The organism is Cellulomonas sp. CW35 (assembly GCF_052378485.1).
Classification (GTDB): domain Bacteria; phylum Actinomycetota; class Actinomycetes; order Actinomycetales; family Cellulomonadaceae; genus Cellulomonas; species Cellulomonas uda.
In genome coordinates, this window is record NZ_CP199000.1 from 1,165,219 (window position 1) to 1,179,522 (window position 14,304).

The window sequence follows — 14,304 nt, forward strand, 5'->3', positions numbered from 1 at the left end:
GGTGCCCCAGCCGACCCGTCGGCGCGCCCTCCGGGCCCCCAGAGTCGGTCGGCCCCCGCGCGGGACCGTGGCGGAAAGGCAATGCAGTGACGTCCCCCCAGCGTCCTGGTCTGGCAGCAGGCCGCGACCCCCAGTACCTCGAGCACCACACCAAGCGAGTGTCACGCCTCGACGGCGCGGACGGCGATCCGGCGCCGTCGGCAGGGGCCCTCGAGCTCCTGCGCCGGGTCACCGAGGCGCTGCCACCGGGTGAGGCCGGTTCGCTGCGGGACCTGCTGCACGCGGACGTCGTCTCCGACGTGCAGCGGCTCGCGGTGCGCGGGACGGGCACGCGCGACGAGGTCGACGCGGAGATCGTCGGCGAGCTCCTGGCGGGGGTGTACGCGCGTACTCTCGCGCTCGTCGCCGAGGCCCGGGCGGAGGTCCCCCGTGGCTGATCTCGCCCTCGAGCCGCTCCCGGAGGGAACGCGACTCGTGCACATCGGCGCGCACAAGACGGGGACCTCCTCGGTGCAGGGCGCGTTCCACGAGCAGCGCGAGCAGCTGCGCGCGCACGGCGTGCACTACCCGGGTACGGACGTCAGCCACATGTTCGCGTTCCGCGCGATGTTCGGGTGGGGCGCCGTGGAGACGCAGACAGCGGGCCAGACCCGGCTGGGCGCGCTGCGCGCGACGCTGGAGGAGGACACGACGAGCCGCGTGCTGCTGAGCTCGGAGGAGCTCTCGTGGTCCGATCTCGACGAGGTGCGCCGGGTGCGAGAGCTCGTGGGCCCCCGCTCGCACGTCGTCCTCACGCTGCGGGACATGGGCGGCTTCCTGCCGTCGATGTGGCAGCAGATGGTCCGCAACGGCGAACCCCAGCCGTTCGACGACTGGCTCGCGGCGCGGTTGCGTGAGCCGGAGCGCGTGCGCGCGTTCCACCGCACCGACGGCTCCTGGCTCACGCACCGGTGGGCACAGGTGTTCGGGGCGCAGTCCGTCACGGTGGTCGTGCTGCAGCGTTCCGCACCGGAGCGGCTGTTCTCGGTGTTCGAGCAGCTGCTCGCGATCCCGGCGGGGACGCTCACGGTGAGCGAACGCAACCGTGGCATGACGCTGCCCGAGAGCGAGGTCGTGCGCCTGCTCAACGCCCGCACGCGCGAGCTGCCGGCGACCACCGCGCTTCGTCGTGCGCTCGTGTACCACGGGCCCGTGATGGGGATGCTGGACCAGTGGGTGCCCCCCGCCGGGACCCCGCGAGCGACGGTCCCGCAGCGGCACGCCGAGGGAGTCGCCGAGCTCGGCCGGCGCGTCGCCGAGGAGGTCCGCGCGTCGGGTGTGCGCGTCATCGGTGCGCTCGACGAGCTCGCGCGCGTGTCGTCGGACCTTCCCGAGTCGAACGTCACGACGACGGTGCCGATGGACGTCGCGACCACCGCGCTGGCGAGCCTGCTCGAGCGGGCCGAGAAGATCGTCGTGGAGGCGCGGGCGGGGACGCGGCGCCGGCCCCGCCTCACGGGCGTGAGCCTGGTGCCCGTGCCCGGGCGCCTCGTGCACGTCGGGCCACCGCACTCGGGCGGACAGCGCCTGCGCGCGGCGTTCGACGCGTCGGCGGACGCCCTGCGCGCCCGGGGCGTCGACCTGACCACCGCCGAGCCCGCGGCGGGTCGCCGGACGTTCGTGAGCGACGACGCGTGGGCTCTGGACCCGGGGTCGGTGCCCGACGCGCTCCTGCGGGGTGCGCGCGTACTGATCACGCTGCGCCCGGTCGGCGACCTCCTGCTCGGCTCCTACGCCGACCACCTGCGCGCGGGTGGGACGCAGACCCTGCGGTCGTGGCTGTCCGCGGCGCTGGACACGGGCGGGCCGGGCAGGGTCCCGCTCGCCGCGGCCGACGGCGAGGACCTGCTCGGCGTGTGGACCCGGCGGGTCGGTGCGCAGAACGTCACGGTCCTGGTGCCACCGGCGACCGACGGCGCGCTGCTCGTCGACGCGCCCGCGCGGATGCTGGACCTGCCGACCGGGGCCGTCCAGGCAGGGCGCGTGCCCCGGGCGATGAGCGACCGCGAGGCGGCGGTGGTCCGACTGCGCAACGGCGGCGTGTGGGCCCGCCGCGCCTCCGGCCTGACGACCGCGCAGGTACGCACCGCGCTCGCGCGGTGGTCCACGGGCCCCGACGAGGTCCCGCTCGGCGTGCCGGAGGGCCTGCAGGCGCGGGTCACGGCCCTCGCGGAGCTCCTCGTCGACCGCGTGACGAGCTCGGGCGCCGTGGTGGTCGGCGAGCTCACCACCGTGCTGCGGTCACCGCGCACGGCGGGACCCACGGACTTCGTCGACTCGTCGCAGGTGCGGCTGCTGAGCGCGGCACGCCTCCTGCGCTCGACGCTGAGCGCCCGGAAGGACCACGAGTGACCGACGACGAGCTTGCCGCCGCGCTCGCGGTGGGAGCGGGCCAGGTGCTGCTCGCCGAACGTGACCGCGGTGACATGACCGACCTGCGCTCGCGCGGCGACGCGGTCGCCCAGGCGCACCTCGCCCGCGAGCTCGCCCGGCTGCGCCCGAACGAGGCGGTGCTGTCCGAGGAGGCCGCCGACGACGGCGCGCGGCTGCACGCCGAGCGCGTCTGGGTCGTCGACCCGCTCGACGGCACGCGCGAGTACGCCGAGCGCCACGACGACGGCACGTGGCGTGACGACTGGGCGGTCCACGTCGCGCTCTGGGAGCGCGGTCGCGGGCTCGTCGCTGGAGCGGTCGCGCTCCCGGGACGCGGAACGGTGCTTCGCACCGACGTGGTCGTCGAGCGGCCTGCGCGTCGGCCGGGTCCGCTGCGGCTCGCTGTGAGCCGGTCGCGTCCGCCTGCCCTCGTCGGCGCGCTCGCGACCCTGACCGACATCGAGCTCGTGCCGATGGGCTCGGCGGGCGTCAAGGTCGCCTCCGTCGTGACGGGCGAGACCGATGCGTACGTCCACGCGGGCGGCCAGTACGAGTGGGACTCCGCTGCGCCCGTCGCCGTCGCGACAGCGGCCGGTCTGCACTGCTCGCGCGTCGACGGCGCCACCCTGGAGTACAACCGACGCAGCCCGTGGCTGCCCGACCTGCTCGTGTGCGAGCCCGGCCGCAGTGAGGAGCTGCTGGGCCTCGTCGCGCAGGCGCAGGCGCTCGTCGCGGCCGGTGCGCCGGGCGACGCGCCGACGCGAGAGGATGCTGCCCCGTGACCACCACCCGACCGCAGTACCAGCTGAGCCACATCGACGTGCTCGAGTCCGAGAGCATCCATGTGATGCGCGAGGTCGCCGCCGAGATGCGCAAGCCCTGCCTGCTGTTCTCGGGGGGCAAGGACTCGATCGTGATGCTGCACCTGGCCGTGAAGGCGTTCGCGCCCGCGCGCATCCCGTTCCCGGTGATGCACGTCGACACCGGCCTGAACTTCCCGGAGGTCATCGCGTTCCGCGACGCGGCCGTGGAGCGGCTCGGTCTGCGCCTCGTCGTCGCCTCGGTGCAGGACGCGATCGACCGCGGGCTCGTGCGCGAGGAGAAGGGCGGCTCACGCAACCGCATCCAGACCCCCGTGCTGCTGGAGGCCACGGAGGAGCACGGCTTCGACGCGCTGTTCGGCGGTGCGCGGCGCGACGAGGAGAAGGCGCGGGCCAAGGAACGGGTGTTCTCGTTCCGTGACGAGTTCGGCCAGTGGGACCCGAAGAACCAACGCCCGGAGCTGTGGTCGCTCTACAACGGCCGCGTGCACCCCGGGGAGTCGATCCGCGTGTTCCCGCTGTCGAACTGGACCGAGCTCGACATCTGGTCCTACATCGGCACGCAGGACATCGAGATCCCCGACCTGTACCTCGCCGCGGACCGCGACGTCGTCGAGCGGGACGGGATGCTGTACGCCGTCAACGCGTTCGTCGAGCCGCGCCCCGGTGAGACCGTCACACGTCGCAGCGTGCGCTACCGCACGATGGGGGACGCCAACCTGACCGCGGCGGTCGAGTCGACCGCTGCGACGGTGCAGGACGTGATCGACGAGATCGCGGCAGCCCGGCTCACCGAGCGCGGCGCCACACGTGGTGACGACCGGGTGAGCGAGGCCGCGATGGAGGACCGCAAGCGCGAGGGGTACTTCTAGAGATGAGTGATCTGCTGAGGTTCGCGACGGCCGGCTCGGTCGACGACGGGAAGTCGACCCTGATCGGACGCCTCCTGTACGACAGCAAGGCGCTCTTCACCGACCAGGTGGAGGCCGTCGAACGCGTCAGCGCCGACCGCGGCGACGACTACACCGACCTGGCGCTGCTCACCGACGGCCTGCGGGCCGAGCGTGAGCAGGGCATCACGATCGACGTCGCGTACCGCTACTTCGCCACGCCGCGGCGCAAGTTCATCATCGCGGACACCCCGGGGCACATCCAGTACACCCGGAACATGGTCACGGGTGCCTCGACCGCGGACGCGGCGCTCATCCTCATCGACGCGCGCAAGGGCATGACGGAGCAGAGCCGACGGCACGCGTTCCTCGCGACGCTGCTCGGCGTCCCGCACCTCGTCGTGTGCGTCAACAAGATGGACCTCGTCGACTGGTCGCAGGACGTGTTCGACGAGATCCGCGCCGAGTTCACCGACTTCGGGGCACGGCTGCGTACGCACGACCTGACGTTCATCCCGGTGTCCGCGCTGCTCGGGGACAACGTCGTGGACCGCAGCGCGCGCACGCCCTGGTACGACGGCGCGACGCTGCTCGGGCATCTCGAGCACCTGCACGTCGCGAGCGACCGCAACCTCATCGACGTGCGCTTCCCGGTGCAGTACGTGATCCGCCCGCAGTCGAGCTCCGCGCGCGACTACCGGGGGTACGCGGGCCGGGTCGCCAGCGGCGTCATGCGGCCGGGGGACCCCGTGGTCGTGCTGCCCAGCGGGTTCACCTCGACGATCGCCTCGATCGACCAGGCCGGCGAGCCCGTCGACGTCGCGTTCCCGCCGATGTCGGTCGTCGTGCGGCTCGCCGACGAGCTCGACATCAGCCGGGGCGACATGCTGTGCCGCCCGGCGAACACGCCGCACGCGACGCAGGACCTCGACGCGCAGGTGTGCTGGATGGACGAGACAGCGCCGCTGCGGCCCGGCGTCGTCTACGGGCTCAAGCACACGACGCGCTCGACGCGCGCGAAGGTCACGGCGGTGGACTACCGGATCGACATCAACACGCTGCACCGCGACCCGGGTGCCGACACCCTCGAGCTCAACGACATCGGCCGCGTGCGGCTGCGCACCGCGACCCCCGTGCTCGTCGACCAGTACGAGCTGAACCGCGAGACCGGGTCGTTCATCCTCGTCGACGAGTCGACGCTGCGGACCGTCGGCGCGGGGATCGTCACGGCGGCGCGCGACTGACCGGTGCGGCCGGGACGCCGGGGAGTCAGTCGCCCCCGACGGTCCCCGGCTCGAGCGTGCCCTCGCGGATCGCCTTCCAGAACGGGGGCGTCCGCTCCGGGTCGAGCCGGACGGTCGAGCCGACGCCGCCGGGACGGTAGTCCATGCTCGCGATGGGCGGAGTCCCCGTGATGCCGCCCTTGCCGTTGGCGGCCTTGAACGCGAGCGCGAGCCGGGCGAGGTCGACGACGTCGCTCGACTCGTCGACCGTGAGCGCGTCCGTCGCGGCGGACACGAGCGAGACCTGCTGCGACGGGTGCAGCGCGAGGGCCTTCGGGTCGACCTTGTCGAGCACCGCGCCGACGAGCTGACGCTGACGCTGACCGCGGCCGATGTCGCCCAGCGGGTCGGCCTTGCGCATGCGGGCGAACTGCAGCGCCTTCTGGCCGCCCACGGAGTGGCAGCCCGCCGACCACTTCATGTGCGAGTCACGGTCGTCGACGTCGTGGTCGTAGCACAGGCGCACACCGCCGACCGCGTCGACCACGTCCTTGACACCCGCCATGCCGATCTCGGCGTAGTGGTCGACCGTCAGCCCCGTGAGCTCCTCGACCGTCTCCACGAGCAGCGGGGCCCCGCCGAACGCGAACGCCGCGTTGATCTTGTTCGGGTCGTGCCCCGGGATCTGGACGTACGTGTCGCGAGGCAGGGAGATGAGTGCGGTGGGGCCGCTGTCCGGCACGTGCAGCACCAGGATCGTGTCCGAGCGCTGGCCCTGCGTGCCGTCGTCCTTGACCCCGCCGTCGGCGCGCGAGTCGGACCCGGTGATCAGGTAGGTGGTGCCGGGCGTGTCGTCCGCGCCCGAGAGCGCCTCCGTGCGCTGGATCTTGCCGTTGGCCCACACGAGCAGCCCGATGGGCCACGCGAGCAGCAGGACCAGGACGAGCGCGACGACCGCGAGGGCGATCCGGCCGCGGCGGCGACGCGGGGGCGCCTGGTCCGGGCCCGCGACGGCCGCGCCGCCGGGACCCGTGGGACCGCCGGGACCGCGGCCCGCCGGAGCGCGCCCGGCGGGCGGGACGGGTCGGCCGGCCGTGGCGCCACCGGTCGTCGGCCTGCCCGGCGCGCGACCCGACGGTGCCGCGGTGCGACCCGACGAGGCCGCGGTGCGACCCGACGGGGCGGCCGTGCGACGCGGCGCGGTCCGCGCGGTCTCGTCGCCCGGCGTGAACGACGGGGGAGTGCCGCCGGTGCCGCGGGGCGCCGTGGGGCGCCGGCTCGTGGCGGCCCGGGGCGCGGCGGTGCGAGGAGGAGCGGCGGTGCGAGGAGGCGCGGGCGGCGGGGGCGGCGTCCCGGCACCACCGGGCGACCTCGACGAGCCGACGACGACCGCGTCCTGCCCCGTGGGCCGGCTCCCGCCGGACCCCGGGGCGAAGCTCGGCGGCGTGCCCCGCTCGTCGCGCGCCATGCTCAGCAGCTGGCCGTGTTGTCGTCGAGCGTGAACGCCTCGCGGCCGGCCTTGCGCGTGGCCTTCGGCGTGGGCGCCTTGGTCGGCTCGGCGGTCTGGCCCTGCGTGGGCGTCGCGGTCGCGGACGGCTTGTCCGTGGCCTTCGCGCCCGGGTCCTGCGACGTGCCGGTGAGCAGCGGCGTGTCCGCCGCGATGTTCGACCAGATGATGTCGGCCTCGTCGGTCCACACCACACGGTTCTTGTCGTCGGGCGCCGCGCCCCACGGGATCGTCATGAACGTGATGTTGCCAGTGCGGATGCTCCGGGCGCTGTAGGCGAGGCCGGCCATGTCGGGCGTGTGCATCGACGTCGTGAGCGACTTGGTCGCGGCGTTGAGCAGGCCCAGCAGGTCCGTCCAGTCCGTCAGGACGTTCTTCGACAGCGTCTGCGAGGCCATCGCGGCGAGCAGCCGCTGCTGGTTGCCGATGCGGCCGATGTCCGAGCCGTCGCTCACCTGGCTGTGCCGCGAGCGCGCGAACGCCAGCGCGGTCTTGCCGTCCAACGTCTTGTTGCCGGCCTCGACGTGCAGCTTCGCCTTCTTGTCGTCCATGTCCTGCGGGATGCAGATGTCCACGCCGCCGATCGCGTCGACCATCGTCTGGAACCCGGCGAAGTCGACCAGCATGAAGTCGTGGATGGTGATGCCCGTGTTCGCCTCGACGGTGCGCCACGTGCACGCGGCCGCCGACTGCAGGTCCAGCCCCAGGTCCCAGCCGCGCGCGAACGCCTCGTTGAACATCGCGTAGCTGCTCGCGCCGGTCGTCCCGTTCGTCGTCTGGCACGAGGGGATCTCGACCATCGAGTCACGCGGGATGGAGACCATCTCGACGCGGTCCCGGTCCGCCGAGATGTGCATGACGATCGTCGTGTCGGAACGCATGCCGCCCGCGACGCGACCGCCGATCTCGCCGTTGGCACCCTCGCGCGAGTCCGAGCCGATCAGGAGGATGTTGACGTCCTTGCCGGCGTTCGGGTCCTTGCCGACCTGCGCGCCGCCCGTCGGCCGCGGGCCGATGAGGCCCGAGACGTCGACGTGGTTGATGTTGCCGTTGAGCCGGGCGTAGACCGCGTACGCCGCGGTGCCGCCGAACGCGAGCAGCGCGACCGTCGCCAGCGCGGTCCCGCGCAGGATGTGGCCGGTGCGGTGGTGACGGGCGTGGCGCACCGTCGACGGACGCGCGGCGGAGGCGTGGCGGGCCGAGGAGGCAGGGGTGCTGGTCACGCGGTCGATCCTAGGGAGCCCCCTCGGCGTGAGAGGGGGAGTCCTCGCAGGTGCCCGGTGGAGAGATTGTGGAGATGCGCGCACACCCGGCGAACGGGTGACGTCGCAGGTCACAGCGGCGGGTCGCGCAGTCGCGCCGGGCGCCGAGGCAACCGTCCCGGATCGCCCTGACGGGCGTCGCGCGCGAGCCTGCGCACGTCGTCGCCTGGGCTAGCCTTGTCGGCGATGTCCCCCGCGAAGAGCCCGTCGGAGCCCGACGGCACCAGCCACCTGCCTCCGGTCTCCGTGTTCCTCACGGTGCGCGACGAGGAGCGGCACCTGACGGCCGCGATCGAGCGGGTCCTGGGCCAGGACTACGCCGGCGAGCTCGAGGTCGTGCTGGCCGTCGGACCGAGCCACGACCGGACGCTGGAGATCGCGCACGAGCTGGCCGGGCGCGACGCCCGCGTGCGGGTCATCGACAACCCGACCGGACGCACGCCCGACGGGCTCAACCTCGCGGTCGCCGCCGCGCGGCACGACGTGCTCGTGCGCGTCGACGGCCACAGCGAGCTCGAGCCGGACTACGTGCGGCGCGCCGTCGATGCCCTGCTCGAGACCGGCGCCGCCAACGTCGGCGGACGCATGGTGCCCCTGGGGACCACGTCGTTCGAGGACGCCGTCGCGCGGGCGATGAGCAGCCCGCTCGGCATCGGCTCCGCCGCGTTCCACACCGGGGGCGAGCCGGGGCCCGCACCGACCGTGTACCTGGGGGTCTTCCGGCGCGACGCGCTCGAGCGGGTCGGCGGGTACGACGAGCACTTCGTGCGCGCGCAGGACTGGGAGCTCAACCACCGGCTGCGGGAGGCCGGCGAGGTCGTCTGGTTCGTGCCCGACCTCGGCGTGACGTACCGGCCGCGCGGCGACGTGCGCGCGCTCGCGCGGCAGTTCTTCCGCACGGGGCAGTGGCGGCGCCAGGTCATCAAGCGCCACCCGCAGACCGCCGGGCTGCGCTACCTCGCGCCCCCCGCCGCGGTCGCCGGGATCGCCCTGGGGACCGCGGTCGCGGCCGTCGGTGCGACCGCCGGCCCGCGCTGGCTCCTCGTCGGGCTCTCCGCGCCCGTGGGGTACGCCGCGGCCGTCGTCGCGGGCTGCGCCGTCGTCGGCCGCGACCTGCCTCCCGCGGCGCGCCGCCGCCTGCCCGGCGTCGTCGCCACGATGCACCTCGCGTGGGGCTCCGGCTTCCTGCGCGGGCTGCCGCGTGCGGGAGCACCGGCGGTCGCTCCCGGGACGACCGCATCCGCCTCCGCGGCGGGGGCGACGACGGGCGTCGTCTATCCTGTTGCGGCGAATGCGCCCCGTCCGGCCCCGACCGAAGGCCCGGGGCCTGACCGTCACGTGACGGAGGACTGACCACCACATGTCGACCAAGGACGTCGTGCGCGATGCCGACGCGGACCTGCAGGTCTACTCGCCCCACCGGGCGGGCCTGCCGAGGTTCGGACCGTACTTCCGCGACCTGCGCGCGCGACTGCCGTTCGCGGCGGAGTCGTCGAAGGCCAGCATCCGTGCCGCTCACTCGCAGACGGTGTTCGGCCAGCTCTGGCTGATCATCAACCCGCTGCTCATGTCGTTCGTGTACTTCCTTCTCACCGTCATCATCGGCGGCAAGGGCGGTATCGACCTGCTCGCGCACATCGTCAGCGGGCTGTTCGTCTTCCACCTCGTGTCGGGCTCGATGTCCGCGGGCGCGAGCTCGGTGACGGGTGGCGGCCGACTGATCATGAACATGGCGTTCCCGCGCCTGCTCATGCCGATGTCCGCGGTGCGTACCGCGTTCTTCCGGTTCCTGCCGACGCTGCCCGTGGTCCTGATCATGAAGGCCTTCACCGACGAGGAGTGGGGGCCGCAGATGCTCCTGGCCGCCGTCTTCCTGGGCTTCATGGTCGTGTTCTCCATCGGGCTCGCGTCCGTCCTGGCGACGCTGCAGGTGTACTTCCGGGACACGTCGAGCTTCCTGCCGTTCTTCACGCGCATCTGGCTGTACATGTCGCCGATCCTGTGGACGGTCGACACCGTGCAGACCGGCAAGTTCGCGCGGTTCGCCGACTTCATGCTGTACGGCAACCCGCTGTTCACGATGATCGGCGGATGGACGGACCTCGTGCTCGACGGGACCGTCCCGCCGCTGTCGTTCTGGGTGATCTCGGCCTGCTGGGCCGTGGGCATGGCCGTCGTCGGCAGCCTGTTCTTCATGTCGAGGGAGCGTGAGTTCGCTGTCCGCCTCTGAGGTGAGCACGTCGGGCGACTCCCGACGACCGTCCGGCACCGCGACGGGCGCGGACGCGCCCGCGCAGCCCGCCGACCCGCAGCAGCCCGACGCGCCCGCGGTGCCGTCCGCGCCCGACGCGCCCGCCGACCAGACGGCACCCGCGGGCGAGGAGGCGGCCCCGAAGCCCAAGGCCAAGAAGCCGGCGGCCAAGAAGCCCGCGGCCAAGAAGCCCGCCGCCACGGTCGAGCCGCGCATCGAGCGCAAGTACCAGGTCGACACGAGCGTCCCGCCCGCGGTCAGCGTCCAGGACGTGTCGATCACGTACCGCACGACGTTCGAGAAGGTGCCGACCCTGAAGAGCGCGATCGTGCGCTTCGGGCGCGGCGAGCGTGCGGTGCGCGAGGTCGAGGCGATCCAGAACATGTCGTTCGACGTCCCGGTGGGGACGGCGCTGGGCATCCTCGGCGCGAACGGCGCGGGCAAGTCGACGCTCATGCGAGCGCTCGCGGGCGTGCTCCCGCCCACGTCGGGCCGCATCGAGGTGCGCGGGAAGATCAGCTCGCTGCTGTCGCTCGGTGTCGGGTTCAACTCGGCCCTCACGGGGCGGGAGAACGTGGTGCTCGGCGGGCTCGCGCAGGGCCTGACGCGCGAGCAGGTCGCGGAGCGCGCCGACGAGATCGCGGACTTCGCCGAGATCGGCGAGTTCATGGACATGCCGATGCGCACGTACTCGTCGGGCATGTCGCAGCGGCTCGCGTTCGCGGTGTCGGTCCACATGGAGCCGGACATCCTGCTGATCGACGAGGCGCTGTCCGCGGGTGACGCGAAGTTCAAGAACAAGGCCGCCGCGAAGATGGACGAGCTGATGTCCTCGGCGCGCGCGATGTTCCTCGTCTCGCACTCGCTCGGGTCGATCCGTCAGCTGTGCAACGACGCGATCTGGATCCACAAGGGCAAGCTCATGATGCGCGGCACCCCGGAGGAGTGCGGCGCGGCGTACACCAAGTTCCTCGAGGTCGGCGAGACCGCGTTCACGCTCGAAGACTTCTGAGCGGGGTGCGCGCGATGAGGCCGCAGGTGAGCATCGTGACGTCGGGCCACGACGTCGCGGACGCCCGCCTGCACCGCGAGGTCGCGGCGCTGAGCCGGCGCGGGCTCGAGGTCGAGGTGCTCGGCCTGGGCCAGGCCGCCGCCGGGCCGCCCGAGGCGTCGACCCGCTCGTGGCGACGGGGCGGGGGACTGCGCCGCTCGTGGCACGCGCTCACGCTGCCCCTGCGTGCCCGCGGTGACGTGCTCGTCGCGCTCGACCCCGACTCGGCGGCGGGCGTGTGGCTCGCGCGCGGCCTGCGCCGGCTCACCGGCCGCCGGATCGCGGTGGTGACCGACGTGCACGAGGACTACGAGCTGCTGCTGCAGGACCGCCCGTGGGCGTCGGGGGTGCGCGGTGCGCTCGCGTCGGTGTGGGCGCGCCTCGGCATCCGTGCCGCGCAGCGTGCGGACCTGCTCGTCGTCGCCGACCAGCACCTCATGACGGACGTCGAGCGACGCCTCGTGGTGCGCAACCTCGCCGACACCTCGATGCTCCCGGGGCCGACCGCGCCGGGGCCGACCCCGCGCGCGCTGTACATCGGTGACCTGCGGCGCAGCCGCGGTCTGTTCGCCATGCTCGACGCGGTCGAGGCGGCTCCCGGGTGGGAGCTCGACCTCGTCGGGCCCATCGCCCCCGCGGACCGCGAGGAGTTCCTCGAGCGCCTCGCGTCGCCCGTGCTCGCGGAGTGCGTGCGGTGGCACGGCCGCCAGCCCCCGCGCGAGGCGTGGACGCTCGCGCGCGGCGCATGGGTCGGGCTGCTGCTGCTCGACCAGACTCCCGCGTTCCGCGACGCGATCCCCAGCAAGCTCTACGAGTACCTCGCGTGCGGCCTCGCGGTGGTGGCCACCGACCTGCCGCGCAGCGCGCGCGTCGTGCGCGAGAGCGCCGCGGGCGTCGTGGTCGACGACGCCGCGGGCGCCGCCGAGGCACTGCGGACGTGGCAGGCCGACCTGGGCGGGTTCTCGCGCGTGCGCGACGCGGCGGTCGCCGCCGGCGGCGCGTACGTCGCGGAGGACGACCTGTCGGCCTTCGCCGACGCGGTCGCCGCCCTCGTCAAGACGCCGGTGGCCGCCGGGGTCTGAGCGTCACCGCCGCCCCGCGAGCACGCGCTGCCCCGCGGGGACGCCGTTGACCAGTGCCGCGCTCGGGTTGGTGCGCCGCGTGCGCCACACGGCGGGGACGGCCGTGCGGTCGGCGGCGACGATGAGCTCGGCGTCCCGGAGCTGTGTGCGCTGCGCCGTCGTGACGCGGCGGGCCGCGGACCACGAGGCGGTGGTCCCGGCCAGGGCTGCGGCGAGCCGGCCGGTCGCGGTGCGGGTGCCGGGCGCGCGCAGGTCGACGACCGCGACGTCGCCGCCCGCGTCGCGCAGGGCAGCGGCCAGGGACTCGACGGCCTGGTCCGAGGTGTCGGACGAGGCGACCACGAGGACGGTGCGGGTGCTCATGCGTGCTCCCCGTCGAGGGCGGCGCCGAGCGCGGCGACGCGCGGGGCGAGCTGGGCGTCGCGCCGGTACGCGAGGGCCAGGCGGGCGAGGGTGTCGGCGTGCTCGGGTGCGGCCGCGACGAGCGCGGGGACCTCGCCGAGGGCGCGCGCGACCTCGGCGGGCGTCACCTGCTCCACGCGCGCGACGAGCGGGTGCCCCGCGATGACGTCGGTGGTCGCGTTGCGCGGGTCGTGCACCGCGACGACGGGGCGGCCCGCGGCGACGTACTCGTAGACCTTGCCGCTGCTCACGTAGCGGCCGGACCCGAGCGCGAGGACGAGCGCGTCGGCGTCGGCGTAGAACCGTGAGACGTCGGCCTTCGCGACGGGACCGACGTACCGCACGCCGTCGGCCGCGGCGTCGGCGACGGCCTGCGCCAGCGTCCCCTGGGGGACGGCGAAGTAGCCCAGGTGGCCGCCGAGCGTGAGCGTGGACCCGGCGGGCAGGCGTCCGTCGGCCAGCGCGAGGCGCCAGCCCGCGATCAGCTCGGCCAGCGGCACCTTGGGCGTGACCGTCCCGAGGTACGCGAGCCGCAGGCCCGGGCCGGGGCGCGGCGTGTGCGCCAGCGGGACCTCGAGCAGGGACGGGTCCCAGCCGTTCGCGACGACGTGCATCCGGTCCGCGGCGTGCGGGTACTGCTCCCGGTGCCACGCGCGGATCGGCTCGTTGACGAACCACACCTCGTGGGCGTCGGCGACGAGCCGGCGCTCCCAGCGACCCACGCGGGAGCGCGCGGAGGCCGTCGTCGCACCCGAGAACACGTCGAGCCGCCACGCGTCGCGGTAGTCCATGACGTACGGGACGCCCGCGGCGCGCCGCAGGTCGTGCGCCGCGGCGAACGTCACGTGCGGGTTCGCGGTCGCGAGGGTCAGGTCGACCGGGTGCTCGGCGTGCACGGCGCGCGCGGCCGCAGCGAGCCGGGCGCGCCACGGGCCGTAGGACGCCTCCGGAAAGGGGACCTCGTCGGCGAGTCGGCGCAGGCGCGCCCACACGGGCGGGAGCGCGACGCGCAGCGCCGAGTAGCCGCGGATGTCGGTGTCCTGCGCGGGCCAGTCGAACGGCACGCGCCGGACCGTGACGCGGGGGTCGACGAGCGCCTCGAGCGACGTGTCCGCACCCGTGTACCGCTCGAACGTCTCGCGGCTCGCGGTGACGACGGTGACGTCCCAGCCCGCGGCGGCGAACGCGTTGACGGTCGCGAGCGCGCGGTACACGCCTCCCGCGCGCGACGGCGGGAAGCCCCACGCGAGGTGGAGCAGGTGCTTCGGTGTGGTCATCGTCCCTCGGGAGAGCGGGTGCGGGCCGCCCCCGAGGGTACGCGGTGCATGCCCGACGGGGCCGCGCGTGCGTGCTCGGCGAGGCGCGCGGGCCGTCACAATGGGTCGGCGCGACGCGACGCGCAC

At 74.0% G+C, this 14,304-nt stretch carries 13 protein-coding genes; 9 read left to right on the top strand and 4 right to left on the bottom strand.

The window, feature by feature from the left end; translation table 11 throughout:
- Window positions 1-158 precede the first annotated feature (158 nt).
- From ACT17Q_RS05470 to ACT17Q_RS05490, 5 genes are read left to right on the top strand one after another with little or no spacing between them, the layout of a single operon-like run.
- Entirely contained in the window at window positions 159-437 is a 279-nt protein-coding gene (locus ACT17Q_RS05470; protein ID WP_444665047.1) for a hypothetical protein, read from the top strand.
- Window positions 430-2,391 (top strand): hypothetical protein, encoded by a 1,962-nt coding sequence (locus ACT17Q_RS05475; protein ID WP_444665048.1) that lies wholly within the window; start codon window positions 430-432, stop codon window positions 2,389-2,391. Before ACT17Q_RS05470 ends, ACT17Q_RS05475 begins: the two co-directional genes overlap by 8 nt.
- Window positions 2,388-3,194 (top strand): 3'(2'),5'-bisphosphate nucleotidase CysQ, encoded by an 807-nt coding sequence (locus ACT17Q_RS05480; RefSeq protein ID WP_444665049.1) that lies wholly within the window; start codon window positions 2,388-2,390, stop codon window positions 3,192-3,194. Before ACT17Q_RS05475 ends, ACT17Q_RS05480 begins: the two co-directional genes overlap by 4 nt.
- The gene (cysD, locus tag ACT17Q_RS05485) at window positions 3,191-4,105 is read left to right on the top strand and encodes a sulfate adenylyltransferase subunit CysD (RefSeq protein WP_444665050.1); all 915 of its coding nucleotides are present in this window, start codon (window positions 3,191-3,193) and stop codon (window positions 4,103-4,105) included. Before ACT17Q_RS05480 ends, cysD begins: the two co-directional genes overlap by 4 nt.
- Window positions 4,106-4,107: 2 nt before the next feature.
- A complete protein-coding gene (locus ACT17Q_RS05490; RefSeq protein ID WP_444665051.1) occupies window positions 4,108-5,367 on the top strand; it encodes a sulfate adenylyltransferase subunit 1 in 1,260 nt (419 codons plus the stop codon).
- 25 nt (window positions 5,368-5,392) lie between these two features.
- Here the strand turns inward: ACT17Q_RS05490 and ACT17Q_RS05495 are convergent, their stop codons facing one another.
- Together ACT17Q_RS05495 and ACT17Q_RS05500 are read right to left on the bottom strand one after the other, a co-directional pair.
- Entirely contained in the window at window positions 5,393-6,814 is a 1,422-nt protein-coding gene (locus ACT17Q_RS05495; RefSeq protein WP_444665052.1) for an LCP family glycopolymer transferase, read from the bottom strand.
- A gap of 2 nt (window positions 6,815-6,816) precedes the next feature.
- Window positions 6,817-8,076: an LCP family protein gene (locus tag ACT17Q_RS05500; protein ID WP_444665053.1), complete on the bottom strand. Its 1,260-nt coding sequence runs from the start codon at window positions 8,074-8,076 to the stop codon at window positions 6,817-6,819.
- A 225-nt stretch (window positions 8,077-8,301) separates the two neighbouring features.
- Between ACT17Q_RS05500 and ACT17Q_RS05505 the strand changes: the two genes are divergently transcribed.
- The 4 genes from ACT17Q_RS05505 to ACT17Q_RS05520 are packed head-to-tail and all read left to right on the top strand — an operon-like array spanning window position 8,302 to window position 12,499.
- Window positions 8,302-9,468, top strand: coding sequence for a glycosyltransferase family 2 protein (locus tag ACT17Q_RS05505; RefSeq protein WP_094180514.1), 1,167 nt, complete (start codon window positions 8,302-8,304; stop codon window positions 9,466-9,468).
- A 7-nt stretch (window positions 9,469-9,475) separates the two neighbouring features.
- Window positions 9,476-10,345, top strand: a complete 870-nt coding sequence (locus ACT17Q_RS05510; protein ID WP_444665054.1) for an ABC transporter permease — start codon at window positions 9,476-9,478, stop codon at window positions 10,343-10,345.
- The gene (locus tag ACT17Q_RS05515) at window positions 10,323-11,378 is read left to right on the top strand and encodes an ABC transporter ATP-binding protein (RefSeq protein WP_444665055.1); all 1,056 of its coding nucleotides are present in this window, start codon (window positions 10,323-10,325) and stop codon (window positions 11,376-11,378) included. The genes ACT17Q_RS05510 and ACT17Q_RS05515 overlap by 23 nt, the downstream gene beginning before the upstream one ends.
- A gap of 14 nt (window positions 11,379-11,392) precedes the next feature.
- The gene (locus ACT17Q_RS05520; RefSeq protein WP_094182252.1) at window positions 11,393-12,499 is read left to right on the top strand and encodes a glycosyltransferase; all 1,107 of its coding nucleotides are present in this window, start codon (window positions 11,393-11,395) and stop codon (window positions 12,497-12,499) included.
- A 3-nt stretch (window positions 12,500-12,502) separates the two neighbouring features.
- Here the strand turns inward: ACT17Q_RS05520 and ACT17Q_RS05525 are convergent, their stop codons facing one another.
- The gene (locus tag ACT17Q_RS05525; RefSeq protein WP_094180512.1) at window positions 12,503-12,862 is read right to left on the bottom strand and encodes a hypothetical protein; all 360 of its coding nucleotides are present in this window, start codon (window positions 12,860-12,862) and stop codon (window positions 12,503-12,505) included.
- Complete coding sequence (locus ACT17Q_RS05530) at window positions 12,859-14,178, bottom strand: glycosyltransferase (RefSeq protein WP_444665056.1); 1,320 nt, start codon at window positions 14,176-14,178, stop codon at window positions 12,859-12,861. Before ACT17Q_RS05530 ends, ACT17Q_RS05525 begins: the two co-directional genes overlap by 4 nt.
- Between the last annotated feature and the right edge of the window lie 126 nt (window positions 14,179-14,304).